Origin of the sequence: Tsukamurella sp. M9C, from assembly GCF_020169415.1 — a bacterium.
Lineage (GTDB): Bacteria > Actinomycetota > Actinomycetes > Mycobacteriales > Mycobacteriaceae > Tsukamurella.
This window is the reverse complement of sequence record NZ_JAIULG010000023.1, coordinates 47623-64504: the sequence shown is the minus strand read 5'-3', so window position 1 is coordinate 64504 and position 16882 is coordinate 47623. Positions and strand designations below refer to the sequence as shown.

Genomic DNA, 16882 nt, shown 5'->3' with positions numbered 1-16882 from the left:
CACCCCGACACCTACGACCACGGTGCCCACGACGACGGTGCCGACGACAACCGTCCCGACGACGACGGTGCCCACCACGACGGTCCCGACGACGACAGTGCCCACCACGACGGTCCCGACGACGACGGCGCCCACCACGACGGTCCCGACGACGACGGTGCCGACGACGACCGTCCCGCCGACCGGCTGCCCGGTCAACCAGTTCCAGGCGCGGTACTTCAACAACACCTCGGCGACCGGGACCCCGGTCGCGGTGCAGTGCGAGAACGCCCCCGGTGGCTCCTTCACCGGCCAGCCCCTCGCCGGCGTCAACGCCGACAACTTCTCCGTCGACTACAACGGCGTCCTCACCTTCCCGCAGACCACCACCTACATCGTGTCGGCGACGCTCGGCAACGTCGGCGCACGCGTCTGGCTCGACGACGCACTCGTCATCGACAGGGCGACTCCGCAATGGGGTACGACCAACGTCCCGCGCACGGTGTCCGCGGGACAGCACCGAGTGCGCGCGACCTACCTCAACACCTCGGGGATCGCGCACTTCGGCGCCTCGTTCTCCCGGGCGACGCCGAGCGCGCCGTCGAACAACGGCAACTACTTCGCGGCCGATTCCTTCTGGAACCAGCCCGTGCCGCCCAACGCCACCGTCGATCCGCGGAGCCCCGGGTGGGTCGCCGCGGTGAACGCGAGTAGCAACGGCATCTCGGTGAACAGCCGGGACTGGACGACCACGGTCTACAACGCTCCGCCCGGAACGCCGACCACCGACATTCACGTGAGCAATTCCAATCGCCGACTCACGATTCCGTATCTGTCGTCGTATCGGCCCACCACGGACGGGGATGCGCACCTCGCGGTGATCGACGACGCCACCGGCTGCCTCTACGAGTTCCAGACCTTCAATCAGTGGAGCCGGACGGCCAACGCGTCGGCGACCTACCGGGTGTACACGGGATCCGGCGGTCACACCGCGGGGCCGAGTCACGCGGGCGGCGATCTGTCCTATCTCGCGGGGATGATCACGCCGCAGGACGTGCAGGCCGGCGTCATCGACCACGCACTGCGGTACGCATTGCCGGGCGGCTCTCCCACTTTCGTCTACCCGGGCACGCGGTCCGACGGCTCCGTGCTGGGCGGCGTGCCGCAGGGGACGCGCCTCCAGCTCGACCCGAGCCTCGATCTCACCCGGTTCGGGCTGACGCCCTTCCAGCTCATGGTCGCCCGCGCCCTACAGGTGTACGGCGGTTTCAACGCCGATCACGGGGACGTTTTCGCGTTGTACGCGCGCAGCACCCTCGACGGCACGACGTACGCCCAGGCACCCCAGGGGCTGCCGGACGCGCTGATCGAGCACATCCGGTTCCTCACGCCCACGATCTCGTCGCCCGACGTCTACCTCGACCGCGCCGACGACCCGGGCTGCAACCAGCAACGCTGACCGGGCCCGCCGATCGGCGCGTCGTGCGCCAATTCCTCCCGCCGCGTGAGAACGACGCCTAACGTGTGGCTCAGGTCACTCGAATCGAACGAGGGGGTCGGAGTGCTCGATCACTACGACGTGCGCAGCGGTGAGTTCAGTCTGGGAATCCGTCCGCCCGCGGGCCGGCGAGCAGGCCTGGGGGTGTGGCGCGTGATCAAGGCGGTGCTCAACTCCGCCGCCGAGCTCGACGTCTACGTCTGCGCCGCGCGACACGGAGCGCACGGCGAGCGCTGGGCACCGTCGTAGCACCGGGGCCGCACGGCTAGTCTCGGTCGCATGGCCGACGACGCACGCCAGCTGCCCGACGACGACGGTGCCGCGGCCGACGCGGGTAAGGGGCGGAAGCTGCTGGCCAGGGGTGCGGAGGCCGCGCACCGCGCGAATCGCAGCGCGGCGATGACGGGCCTCGTGCGGGCCGCGCGGGAGAATCTGCCCGGCGGGCCCAAGAAGGACCTGTTCCAGCCCGATGCGGAGTCGACGGAGCGACTGGCGAGTCTGGTCGATCGCATCGTCGGCGACGAGCCGACGGTGACGCGCGAGCTCGGCAACCTGGCGACCGCGACGTGGCAGGCGATGATCAGCCGCCGCGACCGCGACTACCTGCCGCCGAAGCCCATCACGATCCTGTTCACCGACCTCGTGGCGTTCTCGACCTGGGCATTGGATCGCACGGACGACGAGATCGTGCGGCTGCTGCACGCCGTCAACCGGACGACCGCGGAGATCGTCGGGCGGCACGGCGGCGTCGTGGTCAAGACCATGGGCGACGGTGCCCTGGTCGCCTTCGACGGCGAGACCGCGATCGAGGCGGCGTACGAGGCGATCGAGGCCGTCGGGGCCATCGAGGTGGCCGAGGGCTACCGGCCGACACTGCGCGCGGGCCTGCACACCGGCACCCCGCGGCGGGTCAAGGGCGATCTCATCGGCGTCGACGTGAACATCGCGGCACGCGTCGCGGAGGCGGCGAACGGGGGCGAGGTGCTGGCCTCGGAGACCGTCTTCACCATCGCCGATAAGGCCCGCTACCAGGTGCGACCGCGCCGATTCAAGGCCAAGGGCGCGCCCCAGAAGCTACAGGTCTTCTCTGTGCGCCCGCTGTACTGAACCTCCGGGATTTCCCTGAACTTCCCGAAATACCGGAGCCGGGCTGTAACGAACCGTGGCAAGGTCCCTATAGAGCGTGTGACTTGAGTCCTAGAGTCCAGCGGCGGCCTTCGTGCCCCGTCTCCATTTCCAAGGATGGGAACCAGATGAATACGAAGAAGATCGGAGCCGCGTCGTTCGCCGTCGTGGCCGCCGCCGGCCTCCTCGCCGGATGTGGCAAGTCGACCGAGGGTGACAGCCCCGTCGCCTTCTCGCCCGTGACGGGCGACCAGTTCACCGCGAACCCGGGCGCCTTCCAGACCGACGGCGTCGCCGTGCCGCCCAAGGAAGTGACGATGGTGGGTAACACCGTCGCCGCGCAGGCCGTGGCGAACTCCGGCCTGCCGCAGGGCACGATCACGTCGACCGCGAACAACACCACCGTGTACTACCCGCCGGCCCCGTCGATCCCCGGCCTGCGCGTCGCGCCCCAGCCGGCGCCCCCCGCGCCCATGGTGCGCCCGGCGAACTACAAGCCGTGGAACTACACCCCGGCGGAGATCGCCGTCTACCAGCAGATCTGTGAGACGGGCTCCTGGAAGCAGACCGCGTCCGGCCCGGGTGGCACCGTCAGCACCGAGGTGCAGACCCAGACCTGCTACACCCTCTACGGCCGCCAGCTCGGCGTGAAGCCGTGGCACCCGAGCCAGCCGCGTCCGTGGCAGCGCCCGGATTACCCGAAGCCGTGGTTCTCGGCCGACTTCAAGGTCGACGTGCCGGTCTTCTGGGTCTACCCCCAGAACTGGACCCAGCCGCGCCCGCAGCCGATCATCTCGGTGTCGATCAGCCTGAACCTGGGCAACAACCCGTACCGCCGCGTCAACCCGGCGTGGGATCAGCCGTACTACCCCGTGTGGGCGGTCACCCCCGGTCGCGTGATCGACGTGCGTGACCAGGCTCGCGTCGTGGCGCCGATCTACACCACCACGACCACCACGTCGACGACCACCACGACCACCACCACGACGGCGCCCGTCTTCCCGGGCACGGTTCTCGCCCCGCTGCCGACCTCGGCGACGGTGGTTCCCGTGACCGCGGTGCCCGGTGCGAAGGTGACCGGCAACGTGAACCTCGACGCGAACGTGACCGTTCCGACCGCCGCCGCGCTCAAGGGCGCGACGATCCAGGCCGGTACCACCGCCTCGCTGAACGCGGCCGTGGGCACCTCGGTCGAGGCGACCGTCGCGAAGCCCAGCTCCGACAACGGCAATCGCGTCGCGGTCGACGGCAACGCCGGCGCGACCGTCTCCGGCGGTGCGGGTGCGGGTGCGACCGTGACCGGCGGCGCCGGTGCGGGTAACGGCACCGTCACCGGCGGTGCGGGTGCCGGTGCGGGCGCCACGGTGCCCGGCGGTGCGGGTGAGACGGTGTCCGGCGGTGCGGGTGCGACCGTGACCGGCGGTGCCGGTGCGGCCACCACGACCACCACCAAGCCGGCCGAGCGCCCGGCGACCCCGACGCAGACGCAGACGCAGCAGCCCACGCAGACGCAGACGCAGACCCAGGAGCCGACGCAGACGCAGACGCAGCAGCCGACGCAGGCTCAGCCGACGACCACCACCCCGGCCGCGACCCCGCAGGCCGCGACCCGGACGCAGACCCAGGCGCCGACGGCCACCAAGCCGGCGACCGCTCCCACCTGCGCCCCGGCTCAGGTCGAGGCGGGTACCTGCACCACCGGTAACTGATCGCCGACGCCCTCGGGGAGACCTCCGGCAGGCCCTCTGACCTGCCGATTGGTCTCCCCGAGCGCGTATGCGCTAGAGTCTCTTCTCGGTCAAAGTTCAATCCCCCATAGCTCAATTGGCAGAGCATTCGACTGTTAATCGAAGGGTTACTGGTTCGAGTCCAGTTGGGGGAGCAAGTGAAACCGCCTCTTCGGAGGCGGTTTTCTGCTTTTCGGGATGGCTACGTGCGGCGGAAGGCGAGAACCGGGTAGACGGGGTCCTGCCGGGCACCGGTGGCCTGCCCGACGCCGACGAACGTGGTGGCCGCCGCCAGGTCCAGACCGACTGCTGCGCAGTCCCGCACGAGGAGCGCGGGACGGTCCGCCTCGGTCCCGTCGTCGACGGAGGCGCCCCACGACAATCTGCTCGCCGCGCGCTTGTCCGCGGTCGTGACGAACACCCCGCCCGGCGCCAGTACGCGGGCGACCTCGTTCAGCACCGGCGTCGCATCGTCGAGCAGGTGGAGGAACCAGATCGCCACCACCGCCGCGGCGCTCGCGGTGTGCAGAGGGATGGCCTCCGCGTCGGCTCGAGCGACCGACCCCGGTAGCCGGTTCGCGGCGTGCCGCAGCATGCCGTCGGAGACGTCGACGCCGACGACGGAGTGCCCGAGACGGCGGAGCTCCGCCGCGACGATGCCCGTGCCGGTGGCGAGGTCCAGCACCGTGCCTCCCTGCGGGAGGAGCGAGCTGATCGCCTCGGCCGCAGCGGAGGCGCGGGGAGCACCGCCGCGGGTGGCGTCGTAGTCGGCGGCGTGCCGGTCGTAGGTGGACACAGCGCGACGATAGCCGCGCGGCCGCTCAAGCGGAGGTTCGCGCGCCCAGCGCCTCGCAGGCGGCCGCGGCACCCAGGGCGGCCAGCAGGACCACGTCGACGTGCTGTACCCGCCTCAGCTGCGCGCTGGGGCCCTCGGCGGCAGCCGCCAGGACGAGGAAGGAACCGACGGACGCGGTCCCGGCGGCGATCGCGGGCCAGCGGAAGCGTTGGTCCGCGGAGCCGGCGAGGAGGGCGGTGCCCAGGATCCCGAAGAAGGTCGCGCGGTGCCGCAACAGGAGCTCGGTGTCGGGGTCCGGCACCGTCACGCCGTAGGCGCGTTCGACGCGATCGCGGGAGAGGACGGCGGTGGCGGGCAGCAGGTGCGCAACGCCCACGGCGGCGAGGAGCGGGCCGGCGATACGGTGCATGGTCACGGGTGGAACCTCCGGTGGTCGGCGAGTGATGCTCCTAGCATCGGTGAGGTGACCACCACCGCGCTTCCGGAAACGTGCGCAGTCCCGGGCGTGCTGTGGGTCTCGCCCGCGACCGCGCTGTACCTGGGGCCGTCGTTGGGGCTCGCGGCCCACTCGACGTCCGTGCACTGCCTCGTCGTCGGGGTCGACGGTCCGCTCGACGTGCAGGTGGGTTCCCGCACGGTGTCGGCCCGCAGCATCCTGGTGCCGCCGCGGACCGTGCACCGCGTAGTCGCCGAGCCCGGAGCCCGGATCCTGTTCTGCTACAACGACGCGACCGCGGTGCGCGCGCGGGACCTGACGGCTCGGATGACGGAGCCCGGGGAGTCCGCGACGGGCCACCGGGCCGAGGCCGAGTTGCTGCGGTTGTGCGAGGAGCGCGATCCCTCGGGCGCGGCGCTGGTCGCGGCGGCCTTCGGTGCGGGGGCGCCGCCGGAGCCCAGGGTGCGGCGTTCCATCGAGCGGGTGCGGGCGGACCCGGCCGGCTGCTCCGCGACGGTGCTGGCGCAGGCCGAGCACCTGTCGACGCCGTACTTCCTCCGGGTGTTCGGCAGGGAGACCGGCACGAGTTTCCGGCGGTACCGACTGTGGGTGCGGATGCTGCGGGCCGCCGAGTCGATCGCCGCGGGCGCCGATCTGACGAGGGCCGCCGCCGATGCGGGCTTCGCCTCGCCGTCGCATTTCAGCGACGCCTTCCTCGCGATGTTCGGGCTCAGCGCCACGGCCCTGTTCGGCACCGGATCGCGCCTCGTCGTCGGTGCCGCACCCGGCGACTGGTCGTAGAAAGCGACCGGTAGGAGCGTGTTAGCAGTGGTGTCGGCCGACGGGCGGTCCCGCCGCGAACGCCGCCCGGGTGCCCATGTGTCTACGCTGACAGGGGTGACGATCGACTATCGCCTGCCAGGGGCTCTGACCGACCTGGATGCGGTACCTTCCGGGCTGCTCGAGGGGCTGGGTACCGAGCCGGTGGACATCTGCGCGCCCGTTCACGCGTTGATCATTCAGCCCGGTGACGCGGAGGCTCGCGGCTTCCCTGAACATCGCTTGGCGGAGAATCAGATCCGACCCGCTGCTGAAGTGATCGCCCGCCTCCAGGGGCTGGATTCAAGGTCGCTTGCCGAGTTTCGAGAGCCGCTGCTACGCGTGGTCGGTACGTGCCGCCACTTCGCTGTACTCGCCTGTGCCCTGCTTCGGTATCGAGGTATTGCCGCCCGGGTCCGCTGCGGCTTCGCGACCTACTTCGAGCACGATAGGGCGGTGGACCATTGGATCGTTGAGTATCGCGTCGCCGACAATCGTCGTTGGGTTCGCCTGGACCCGGAGATTCTCGGGCAGAAGGTCGTCGGGAATCCCGACGACCTTGCGGATGGTCAGTTCTTGTCAGGGTGTGAGGCGTGGATGGCCTACCGTCGAGGGGCGATCGACGCGTCGCGGTTCGGCGTACATGGGACCGCGAATTGGGGACCTGCGGAGATCCGCGGCAATGTGGTCAAGGATCTCGCCGCTCTGAACAAGGTCGAGATGTTGCCGTGGGACGAGTGGGGACGGATGACCGAGGCGTACGACGGCGAGACGGGGCCCGACTACGATTCTCTCCTCGACGAGATCGCTGACGCGTGTGCCTCGGAGGATGCAACCGCTGTCGCGTCGATATACGAACATGCGGATCTTCGTGTTCCGGACGAGCTCGTGCGCTGAGACCAGTCTGCGCACGCCGGGGTATCTCGGTGCGCCCCGGCGACTGGTCGTGTAAATCGATTGGGGTGGCGGGGCCGCCGGCGCGATACTGGGGTGCATGGCGACGCAGTACGACCGGATCAGCGATCGGCTCCAGCGGTTCATCGAGGGGCAGCAGATGTTCTTCGTGGGCACCGCGGCGCCCGACGGGCGGGTCAACGTGTCCCCGAAGGGACTCGACTCCCTGCGCGTGCTCGGCCCGAACCGCGTGGCGTGGCTCAACGGCACCGGGAGCGGCAACGAGACCGCGGCGCACCTGCTGCGGAACCCGCGGATCACCGTGATGTTCTGCGCCTTCGAGGGCAAGCCGCTCATCCTGCGGCTGTACGGAACGGCGCGGGCCGTCCACGACGGTGACGCGGACTGGGATGAGCTGATTGCGTTGTTCCCGCCGATGCGCGGCGCCCGCAACGTCTTCGACGTGACCGTCGATCTGGTGCAGACGTCGTGTGGTTTCGGCGTGCCGCTCTACGAGTACGACGGGCAGCGCACGCTCATGGACTCGTGGGCCGAGAACAAGGGCGACGAGGGCATCGAGCGGTATCACCGCGAGCGCAACACCCACAGCATCGACGGTTTCCCGACGGGAATCCCCGTGCGGTAGAACGATCACCGGCCCGGAGGGGCGGCCGGGCCGGTGATCGAGTCCGCGGGTTACGCGGCCTTGTCCGCGCCGGCGTCCCCGGCGCCCGTGGTCCCGTCGTCCGTGGTCGTCGTGGTGTCGGTGGTCGACGGTGCGGTCGCTGTCTCCGTCTCTGCGGCGGCCGGTTCGGGAGCCGTCACGGGATCCGCTGCGGGAGGTTCGGGCGCGGGATCTCCAGCCGACGGTGCCGGGTCGGGTGCAGAGGGCTCGGGTGCCGGATCGCTCGCCGGGGTCTGAGTGATCGGCGTCGACTTGCCGTCGTCACGCTTGTCCTTGTCGCCCTGGAGTCGTGCCAGCAGGTCGGGCAACGGCTCGCCGCCCTTGTCGAGACTGTGGTCGCCGCCGGTCTCGGGCACGGCGACCTTCGACGAGGTGTCGGAGACCGCCTCTTGCCCGGTCGCGGTCAAGGTCGTCGACCGTGCGCTCGCATTCGAATCCGCGGCGGACTGTGCCGGGGCGCCGGGCAGGCCCGCCGTCTGCTCGGACAAGGTCTTCGACAGGTCCAGCAGCTGCGAGGCCGAGCCGTTGATGAACGGGCCGTACTGGCTGGTGGCGAAGTCCGACAGCGGCTTGAGCGTGACGGCGGAGATCGCCTGGTAGACGGGGCCGAACGCCGTCATCACGGGCTTGATGAACGCGTCGATCCCGAGGAGCTGGGTCAACGAGCTGACGCCGAGCGGCGATGTCACACCCGTGATGATCTGGCTCAGCGGATCCGTCGGCAGGAGGCCGTCAGGAATCAGGCCCGCGCTGGAGTTGGGGCCGGTCTGGCTCCCGACCTGGAGCAGGTTGTCCGAGAACAGCTTGACGCCGAAGAGCGACGGCGACGTGAGTCCGGCACCCTCGACGCCGAAGTTGAATCCGCCCAGGCCGTAGAGGATCGGCAGAGGCACGCCCAGCGGGTTCTGCAGCAACAGCAGGTTCTGGCCGTTGTTGACGTTGATCCCGTTGGTGCCGACGTAGTTGCCCGTCGTCACGTTGATGTTGGTGAAACCGACCGGCAGGATCGTGTTGACGTTCGTCATCGTGAGGCCGATGGGGGAGTAGACGCCGTTCTGCGTGGGCAGCAGCACGTTCGCGCCGAGCACGCCGGCCTTCGCGAGACCGAGCGGCAGCTCCACGCCGGCCGCGCCGATCGGCACCGACACCACAGTCTCGGAGCCGCCGAGCCACCCGGGGATCTTCAGCGCCGCGGTGGGAGCAGCACCCCAGAAGCCCGCCTTCGCGCCCAGCGGGAAGGTGTAGGTGCCGTCGGCCTGCGGCAGCCAGACGGTCCCCGAGGGGAGGCTGCCCTCGGGGAGGATCTCCAGCGGCCCTAGCGGAATATCGGGCAGGCCGGGAATAGGGTTGGGGAGGATGAACTTCTTGATCGCCAGCCCACTCGGGGTCTGGACGAAGGTGTTGAGGACGTTGGTCGTCCCGCTCAGCTGCAGGAGCTTCCACGCGTACGAGCTGGTGTACTTGCTTTGCGTGGCGGTGAGGCCGTCGACGATCTCGCTGAGCGCGGGGAGATCGCTGATGTACTGGCCGATGACCGGGAGGCCGAGCGCACCGTCGAGCACCGTCGCGGCGCCGTTCAGGAGCGCGCCGCCCGGCATCGACGTGGGCAGGATCTTCGACAGGTCGAGCTGCGTGCCACCGGGGAGCACGACGTTGGGCACCACGCCGGGGACTCCGGTGGGCAGGTTCAGGCCTGCGATGTTGCGGAGGACGGCCGGGAGGCTCGAGATCTTGGTGACATCGACCTTGTTGTACGACGAGCCGAAGGTCGGCAGGATGCCGCCGGTCTGGCCCGCGATCGGGTTCCACACGGAGCCGGCGCTGTTGGTGACGTTGTTCGAGGCGTTGAGGAAGTTGTCCAGCGCGTGCGAGTAGTCGCTGATCGCCTTGCTGTAGTCGGGCGCGGCCGCCTGCGCCGGGGCGCTCATCAGGCCGACGGCCGCAGTGGCGCCGATGGCAGTCGCGGCGACGGCGGTGCGCTTGGCGGCCAGCTTCGAGGCCTTGCGATGCTTCGCACTCATGGTGGGAGGTTCCTCTCGGACGAAATGCAGATGCCGCAATCGCGCATCCACGGTGAGAATAAGAGTGTTGAAGCCTGAAAGAACTTCCTTTGCGCTACAGCAAATATCCGGAGTTCTACGTCACCGATTCGACGCTCTGCTATTGACCGAATCTAAGGTCCTCGACGGCGTCGCGATAGGGTCTGGGGGAACGATCGAAGGGATTCGGATGAGCCTCGCGGAACTGTCGGAATGGCCGGTCGGCACGGCCGCCGGTGCGCTCCTGCGCACGGATGGGGCGGGCACCGTCGAGACCCATGGGGGCCTGGATCGGCAATACGAATTGGCTTCCGTCACCAAACTTCTCGTGGCCTACGGCGTCCTTGTCGCGATCGAGGAGGAGGCGATCGACCTCCGGCAGCCGGCCGGACCGGAGGGCAGCACCGTCGAGCATCTCCTGGCGCACGCGTCGGGCGTCGCGTTCGATTCCCCCGACGTCGTGGCTCCGCCGGCAACGCAGCGCATCTACAGCTCGTACGGGTACGAGCTCCTGGCCGATCTGATCGAAAAGGAAGCCGGAATCGCATTTCCCGAGTACCTCGGCGAGGCCGTCTTCGAGCCCCTGGGGATGGGGAACTCGGAGCTCGTGGGGCCGGCCGGGCACGGCGCCCGGTCGACGGTGTCCGATCTGGCGCGGTTCGCCGCGGAGGTCGCCGCGCCCACGCTGCTCGACCCGGGCACCGTCGACCGTGCGCGCGGCGTCCACTTCCCGGGCCTGCCGGGCTTCGTGCCCGGCTACGGGAAGTTCGCGAACAACACCTGGGGGCTCGGCTTCGAGGTGAAGGGCGACAAGCGGGCGCACTGGACGGGTACGCGGAACTCGCCGCGGACCGTCGGGCACTTCGGACAGGCGGGAACCTTCCTGTGGATCGACCCCGATCTGCAGCTCGCCGCGGTCGTCCTCACCGACCGGCCCTTCGGCGCCTGGGCCAAGGCGCTGTGGTCCGAGTTCAACGATCGGCTGATTTCTCAGGAACTTCAAGGCGAGTAACTGGCGCAACACGCGCATCATGGTGCACAATGGCTTCATAACTACATCGATGTGATAAAGCGCAGCTGGTAGCCGGCACGTTTCGACAGGTGGCTTGGGGAAGACGTCCTCGTCGAAACGAAGAAGGTGGCAACCATGCAGCAGCTGAGTCAGTTTGCAGAGGTGACGACGGGAGTCGTGTGGATCCACGCCGCACCTGCTGCCCTGTGCCCGCACGTGGAGTGGGCACTGTCGAGGACCCTCGACGCCCGGGCCACCCTCAAGTGGTCCGCGCAGGAGGCCGTCCCCGGCATGCAGCGTGCCGTCGTCGACTGGGTGGGCCCGGTCGGCAGCGGTGCGCGGATGGCGAACACCCTGAGGGAGTGGAACTCCCTCAGGTTCGAGGTCACCGAGGACCCCTCCGAGGGGGTCGACGGTGAGCGGTTCTGCTACGCCCCGGGTCTGGGGCTGTGGCGCGGCACCATGAGCGCGTCCGGCGACACCCTGCTGGGCGAGGCGCAGCTGCGCTCGATGATGCTCGACCAGGGTCCCGAGGGCCTGCAGACGTCCCTCGACTCGCTCCTGGGCACCGCCTGGGACGAGGCCCTCGAGCCCTTCCGCATGGGCGGCCAGGGCGCTGAGGTCACCTGGCTGTCCCAGGCCGTCGGCTGAGACCTGCCTGAAACCCGGCCCTGGCGGGCGAGCGCGGCGCTGTGGCGACGGCGCCCCGCCGGGACCGGGACACGGGTGAGGATTCCCGTGCGATTCCTCGAGCGCGAAAAGTTGTCGGCCCGATCTGCCACCATCGGGACATGGCACTCTCCACGTCTGAGAAGCAGGAATTCCTCGCACAACCCCACGTCGCGGCGTTCTCCGTCGCCGAACCCGGTCGCGGGCCGCTCACAGTGCCCGTCTGGTACGCCTACGAGCCGGGCGGAAAGCCCTGGATCACCATCGGTCCCGGGTCCCGCAAGGCGACGGCGCTCGCTGCGGCCGGCCGGTTCTCGCTGATGGTCGACACGGTCGAGCCCCGCACGATGTACGTGAGCGTCGAGGGAGCGGTCGCCGAATCGCGGCCGTCGACCGACGAGGAGGTCCGCGCGATGGCGGCCCGCTACCTCTCCGGCGCCGCGCTCGACGGCTACCTCGAGTTCGCCTTCGGCCAGCTGGGGGAGCACCTCACCGTGGTCCTCGAGCCCGAGCACTGGCTCGGCGCCGACCTCACGATGGATCGCCCGACGGTGCCGGGGCCGCCGGCACCGTCGGTGCGTTCAGTACTTGACCCAGCGCGCCGTCGTGGGCGCGCTGCTGCAGGTGACCCGCACCCAGTACCACTTCCCGGTGGGCTGGGCGCCGGGCACGATCACCTCGCGAACCGCCTTGCCCGGCAGGGGGAACGGGATGTTGACGGTGTCGAAGTTCCAGCCGGACGGACGCGAGTGGTAGGTGCACCACCCGGCGTCGCCGTACGTCTGATTCCGGACGATCACCCGGGCGCCGGCCCACGTGGCGACCGGATTGCTGAACGTCACGGTCGTCCAGGCGTTGGCGACGCCGGAGCCGACGACGCCGGCGGCGGGAACGAGTGCGAGGGCGGCGGCCGTGGCGGCCAGACGCTTGGCGGAGGTGTTCATGGGCTTGTCCTTCTGATTCGGGGAGTGCTTGCCGGATCAGAATGGCGGTGCCCCAGGCGCGTTGACACGCGTAGCGGACTACTCGACCTGCAGGGACGGTGCCCTGCGGACTACTCGATCGGCACCGTCGGGACATGCGAAACCGGCCGCCGAGGAGATCCTCGACGACCGGCTTCTGGAGAGAAGTTTCAGTACTTGCCGAACGCCAGCGCCACGTTGTGGCCGCCGAATCCGAAGGAGTTGTTCAGCGCGTAGGAGATGTCGCCCGTGCGGGCGGAACCGTGGACCACGTCCAGCTCGATCTCCGGATCCTGGTTCTCCAGGTTCAGGGTGGGCGGGATGATCCCGTCGCGGATCGAGAGTACGGTCAGTGCGGCTTCGAGAGCACCCACGGCGCCGATGGAGTGGCCCAGCGCGCCCTTGGGCGCGTAGATCGCGGCGTCCGTGCCGACGACGGCGTTGATGGCCTTCGCCTCCGCGGCGTCGCCGATCGGCGTGGCCGTGGCATGCGCGTTGATGAAGTCGATGTCGGAGCGGGACAGGCCCGCGGTCTCCATCGCCCTCTTCATCGCGCGGGCGGCGCCGCCGCCCTCCACGTCGGGGGAGACCATGTGATAGCCGTCGGAGGTGATGCCGGCGCCGAGCAGCCGCGCGATCGGCTTCGCGCCGCGCGCCAGGGCGTGCTCCTCGGTCTCGATGATCATGAGGGCCTGTGCCTCGCCGAAGACGAAGCCGTCGCGGTCCTTGTCGAACGGACGCGAAGCGGCCTGCGGGTCGTCGTTGCGGGTCGACAGTGCGCGCATCATCGCGAAGGAGGCGATGGGCGGCGAGTCGATCCGGCCCTCCACGCCACCGCAGACCGCGATGTCGGCATCGCCGAGCACGATCTGGCGCCAGGCGTGCGCGATGGCCTCGTTGCCCGTCGAACAGGCCGAGACCGGCGCGATGGCACCCGCGCGGGCACCGATCTCCAATGCCGAGACGGCGCACGCGCCGTTCGGCATGGACATCTGCACGGCGAACGGCGAGACCTTGCGGACACCGTGATCGCGCAGCGCGTCCACGGCCTCCACCATCGTCTCGCCGCCGCCGAGCCCGGTGCCGACAACCGCCGCGAGGCGCGTCGGGTCGACATCCGGGCGTCCGGCGCCGTCCCACAGCCGCTTGGTCATCACGTGGGAGACCTGCTCGACGTAGGACATGCGCCGCTTCGACACATGCTGCTTGCTGATGTCCCCGGCGTACTGGCGGTCGGGCCGCTCGGGTACGTCGTCCGACGGGTCCGACAGCAGCTGGCCGCCGAACCGCACCGGCAGATCGGGGATCTGCACGCCGATGAAATCTCCCTCGAGCGGACGGATGCCGCTCTTACCCTCGAGCAGACCCTGCCAAGTGGAGTCGGTATCGACGCCGATCGACGTGGTCAGCTCGATGGCGGTGACGACGACACTCGGGAAGTCGCCACCGCGCGTCGAGAAATTCCTCAGCGAAGGCAAGGGCTTACTTGCCCTTCTCGGCCTCGTACTTGCCCTTGAGCTCGGCAGCGAGATCAGCGTTCTCGGCCTCGAGCTTCTGGATGTACGCGACGGCGTCGCCGACGGTCTTCAGGCCCGCGAGGTCCTCGTCCGGCACCTTGACGCCGTACTTGTCCTCGAGCTGCACGGCGATCTCGACCATCGACAGCGAGTCGATGTCCAGGTCGTCGATGAACGCCTTGTCCAGGGTGACCTCGGAGGGCTCGATGCCGGTGACCTCTTCGATGATCTCGGCGATGGCGGCGACGATTTCGTCCTGGCTGGTGGCCACAGTGGGTCCCTTTCCTTGTGTGACCCGACCCGCGATTTCGCGGAGACGGGAGTCTATCCGTGCGACGACGGGCGTCGCGGGGTTCGACGGTGCCGGGCGGCCCGTCGGGTGGTCTTCTCGCTACTGCGCGGGGGCGAGCAGCTCGGTGAGGTCGGCCGGGGTCTTGACGGCGACCTGCGGCACACCCTTGAGCTCGCGCTTGGCGATGCCCACGAGGGCGCCGGCCGGGGGCAGCTCCACGACCATCGAGACCTCGGCCTCGCGCATGGTGGCGGTGCACAGGTCCCAGCGGACCGGGCGGGTGACCTGCGCGACGATCTGCGCCAGGGCGGCCTCGCCGGAGACGACGGGCTTGCCGTCGCGGTTCGAGAGCAGCGTCAACTGCGGGTCGCGCGGGGTGATGGCCTGCGCGGCGGCCGCAACGGCCTCCTGTGCGGGGGCCATGAACTCGGTGTGGAAGGCGCCGGCCACGGCGAGCGGGCGCAGGCGCGCCTTCTCGGGGGCGTTGTCGGCGAGCTTCTGCAGGTTCTCGACGGTGCCCGCGGCCACGATCTGCCCGGAGGCGTTCATGTTGGCGGGGATCAGGTCGAAGGACTCGAGCGTGGCGAGCACGTCCGCCTCGTCGCCGCCGAGGACGGCGGTCATCGAGGTGGGGACCAGGGCGCACGCGGCGGCCATGGCGCGGCCGCGGATGGCGGCCAGGCGCACGGCGTCGTCGGCCGTGATGACACCGGCGACGGCGGCGGCGGCGAGCTCACCGACGGAGTGGCCGGCGACGACCGTGTCCGAGGGCTGCGTGCCCATCTGCTCGAAGGCGAGCAGTGCGGCGGCGACCACGAGGGGCTGAGTCACGGCGGTGTCCGTGATCTCGTCGGCCTCGGCGATGGTGCCGAGGCGGACCAGGTCGAGATCGGCGATCTCGGACCAAGCGCGCAGGCGCTCCACGGCAGAAGGCTGATCGAGCCATGCGGTCAGCATGCCGGGCTTCTGGGAACCCTGTCCGGGTGCGAGCAGTGCAATCACGTGTACCAGGAAACACCCCGGGAACCTGAAAAGAAGGTGTTGGAGCCTGAGAACCTGGCTCATCGAATTTGTGGGGTTTCCACAAAAGTGCTGCTCAGCGAGTCCTGCCTGTTACCAGAGTGTTATGTGTGACTGGATTAGCTCAGCGAGATGTCTGTGATCCGCGTCATAGCGGCGGGGGTGAAGCGGTCAGGATTCGCTGCCGCGAGACGCCCGATCGTCGCTGCCACACGCAACACGAAGGCGTCGCGCGGGTCCTGCGGGTCCCGCCCGGTGATCTCGGCGATCTTCTTCAGGCGGTACCGCACCGTGTTGGGGTGAACGAACAGCTCGCGGGCGCACGATTCGACCGCGCCGCCGGAGTCCAGATAGGCGTCCAGCGTGTCCGACAGGGCGGATCCGGCCTCTTCGAGGGGTTTCACCAGGAGCTCGTAGAGGGTGCGGCCGGCGTGCGTGTCGCCGATCAGCGCGCGCTCGGGCAGGAGCTCCCAGCTGTGCACCGGACGCGGCGCGCCTGGCCAGCCGGCGACGGCGTTGACGCCCGCGATGGCCTCGACCGCCGAGGCGTGGGCGTCCTCCAGCGTCGGCGTGGTGTGCCCGATCACGACGGGGCCGTCGGCGAAGTGGCGCATGAGGGCGTCCGCGAAGGGGTCCCCTGTCGTGACGGCACCGCTGACGATGACCACCAATTTGGTGCCTTGTACAACGGCGAGCGCCGACCGGCCGTGCGATCGAGCGGTGTCGTGCACCGATCCCGCGACGGAGACGTTCTGGTCCGGCGGGGGATTGCCGACGATGACGGTGGCCGACGCCACCGGATCCCAGTTCAGCGCCGCGGCGCGGGAGAGCAGGTTGGCGCCGGTGTCGCCGCGGACCACCGCGTCGACCACCAGCGCCTCCATCCGCGAGTCCCACGCGCCCCGGGCCTCGGCGGCCGAGGCGTAGATCGACGCGGCGCCGAAGCCGATCTCCCGGCCGTACCGCAGGACGGCCTCGGTGAGCGCGATGAGCTGGTCCTCGTTGCGGGCCAGCAGCGGCAGCCAGCGCTCGAAGAACTCCATCGCCACGCGGACCATCTCCACGGTCTGCAGGAGCGAGACCTTGCGGGCCAGGTCCTGCGGCACCGTCTGGAAGGAGGCGACCGTGTACTCGACGTTGCTCGGGTTCTCGATCCACTCGGCGAAGTTGACCACCGCCGTCTGCACGACCAGCTGGATCGACGCCCGCTGACTGGCCTCCAGGTCCGCAAAGTACGGGAGCTGCTCCTCCATGGAGCGCACCGCCTCCGTCGCGACGCGGCCCGAGTACTGGCGAATCCTGGCGAGGATCGCTTCGGGCAGCACGTCGCGAGGCTCGGGACGCTTCCGGTTGAAGCTCCCCTTCCCCGGCTTCCCGGGGAGGGGGAACGAGCCCGTATCAGCGGTCATGGA

18 protein-coding genes, 1 tRNA gene and 1 pseudogene are annotated in these 16882 nt (G+C 69.6%); 11 read left to right on the top strand and 9 right to left on the bottom strand.

Features of this window, described 5'->3' with window-relative positions; translation table 11 throughout:
• The coding region (locus LB823_RS24070; RefSeq protein WP_224647667.1) for a hypothetical protein at positions 1 to 288 on the bottom strand (288 nt) is incomplete at its 3' end.
• Here LB823_RS24070 and LB823_RS13045 point away from each other — a divergent pair.
• The 5 genes from LB823_RS13045 to LB823_RS13025 all read left to right on the top strand — a co-directional run bounded on the left by LB823_RS13045 (position 254) and on the right by LB823_RS13025 (position 4484).
• Positions 254 to 1438, top strand: coding sequence for a PA14 domain-containing protein (locus LB823_RS13045; protein WP_224647666.1), 1185 nt, complete (start codon positions 254 to 256; stop codon positions 1436 to 1438). The genes LB823_RS24070 and LB823_RS13045 overlap by 35 nt on opposite strands.
• Positions 1439 to 1540: 102 nt before the next feature.
• A complete protein-coding gene (locus LB823_RS13040) occupies positions 1541 to 1726 on the top strand; it encodes a hypothetical protein (RefSeq protein WP_224647665.1) in 186 nt (61 codons plus the stop codon).
• 30 nt (positions 1727 to 1756) lie between these two features.
• Entirely contained in the window at positions 1757 to 2584 is an 828-nt protein-coding gene (locus LB823_RS13035) for an adenylate/guanylate cyclase domain-containing protein (protein ID WP_224647664.1), read from the top strand.
• Positions 2585 to 2730: 146 nt separating this feature from the next.
• On the top strand, positions 2731 to 4311 hold the full coding sequence (locus LB823_RS13030) for a hypothetical protein (RefSeq protein WP_224647663.1): 1581 nt from the start codon (positions 2731 to 2733) through the stop codon (positions 4309 to 4311).
• A gap of 100 nt (positions 4312 to 4411) precedes the next feature.
• A tRNA-Asn gene (locus tag LB823_RS13025) sits at positions 4412 to 4484 on the top strand.
• A gap of 47 nt (positions 4485 to 4531) precedes the next feature.
• Here LB823_RS13025 and LB823_RS13020 read toward each other — a convergent pair.
• Together LB823_RS13020 and LB823_RS13015 are read right to left on the bottom strand one after the other, a co-directional pair.
• Positions 4532 to 5125 (bottom strand): class I SAM-dependent methyltransferase, encoded by a 594-nt coding sequence (locus tag LB823_RS13020; protein WP_224647662.1) that lies wholly within the window; start codon positions 5123 to 5125, stop codon positions 4532 to 4534.
• Positions 5126 to 5150: 25 nt separating this feature from the next.
• A complete protein-coding gene (locus tag LB823_RS13015; RefSeq protein ID WP_224647661.1) occupies positions 5151 to 5540 on the bottom strand; it encodes a hypothetical protein in 390 nt (129 codons plus the stop codon).
• A gap of 48 nt (positions 5541 to 5588) precedes the next feature.
• On the opposite strand from LB823_RS13015, the gene LB823_RS24065 reads away from it, so the two are divergent.
• From LB823_RS24065 to LB823_RS13000, 3 genes are all read left to right on the top strand, one after another.
• A complete protein-coding gene (locus tag LB823_RS24065) occupies positions 5589 to 6362 on the top strand; it encodes a helix-turn-helix domain-containing protein (protein ID WP_224647660.1) in 774 nt (257 codons plus the stop codon).
• Positions 6363 to 6458: 96 nt separating this feature from the next.
• Positions 6459 to 7277, top strand: coding sequence for a transglutaminase-like domain-containing protein (locus LB823_RS13005; RefSeq protein ID WP_224647659.1), 819 nt, complete (start codon positions 6459 to 6461; stop codon positions 7275 to 7277).
• 97 nt (positions 7278 to 7374) lie between these two features.
• Positions 7375 to 7920: a pyridoxamine 5'-phosphate oxidase family protein gene (locus LB823_RS13000; RefSeq protein ID WP_224647658.1), complete on the top strand. Its 546-nt coding sequence runs from the start codon at positions 7375 to 7377 to the stop codon at positions 7918 to 7920.
• A gap of 50 nt (positions 7921 to 7970) precedes the next feature.
• Here LB823_RS13000 and LB823_RS12995 read toward each other — a convergent pair whose 3' ends face one another.
• On the bottom strand, positions 7971 to 9980 hold the full coding sequence (locus tag LB823_RS12995; protein ID WP_224647657.1) for a hypothetical protein: 2010 nt from the start codon (positions 9978 to 9980) through the stop codon (positions 7971 to 7973).
• 208 nt (positions 9981 to 10188) lie between these two features.
• Between LB823_RS12995 and LB823_RS12990 the strand changes: the two genes are divergently transcribed.
• From LB823_RS12990 to LB823_RS24060, 3 genes and pseudogenes are all read left to right on the top strand, one after another.
• On the top strand, positions 10189 to 11010 hold the full coding sequence (locus LB823_RS12990; protein WP_224647656.1) for a serine hydrolase: 822 nt from the start codon (positions 10189 to 10191) through the stop codon (positions 11008 to 11010).
• Between the two features lie 135 nt (positions 11011 to 11145).
• Positions 11146 to 11661 (top strand): DUF3145 domain-containing protein, encoded by a 516-nt coding sequence (locus LB823_RS12985; protein ID WP_068521214.1) that lies wholly within the window; start codon positions 11146 to 11148, stop codon positions 11659 to 11661.
• 140 nt (positions 11662 to 11801) lie between these two features.
• A pseudogene (locus LB823_RS24060) lies at positions 11802 to 12044 on the top strand (pyridoxamine 5'-phosphate oxidase family protein); the annotation flags it as partial.
• Positions 12045 to 12260: 216 nt separating this feature from the next.
• On the opposite strand, the gene LB823_RS12975 reads toward LB823_RS24060, so the two are convergent.
• The 5 genes from LB823_RS12975 to LB823_RS12955 all read right to left on the bottom strand — a co-directional run bounded on the left by LB823_RS12975 (position 12261) and on the right by LB823_RS12955 (position 16879).
• Positions 12261 to 12623: a hypothetical protein gene (locus LB823_RS12975; RefSeq protein ID WP_224647671.1), complete on the bottom strand. Its 363-nt coding sequence runs from the start codon at positions 12621 to 12623 to the stop codon at positions 12261 to 12263.
• A 188-nt stretch (positions 12624 to 12811) separates the two neighbouring features.
• On the bottom strand, positions 12812 to 14119 hold the full coding sequence (locus tag LB823_RS12970; RefSeq protein ID WP_374201317.1) for a KasA/KasB family beta-ketoacyl-ACP synthase: 1308 nt from the start codon (positions 14117 to 14119) through the stop codon (positions 12812 to 12814).
• A gap of 4 nt (positions 14120 to 14123) precedes the next feature.
• The gene (gene acpM / locus LB823_RS12965; RefSeq protein WP_068530048.1) at positions 14124 to 14429 is read right to left on the bottom strand and encodes a meromycolate extension acyl carrier protein AcpM; all 306 of its coding nucleotides are present in this window, start codon (positions 14427 to 14429) and stop codon (positions 14124 to 14126) included.
• 120 nt (positions 14430 to 14549) lie between these two features.
• Entirely contained in the window at positions 14550 to 15452 is a 903-nt protein-coding gene (locus LB823_RS12960) for an ACP S-malonyltransferase (protein ID WP_224647655.1), read from the bottom strand.
• Positions 15453 to 15589: 137 nt separating this feature from the next.
• Complete coding sequence (locus LB823_RS12955) at positions 15590 to 16879, bottom strand: CdaR family transcriptional regulator (RefSeq protein ID WP_224647654.1); 1290 nt, start codon at positions 16877 to 16879, stop codon at positions 15590 to 15592.
• Positions 16880 to 16882 lie beyond the last annotated feature (3 nt).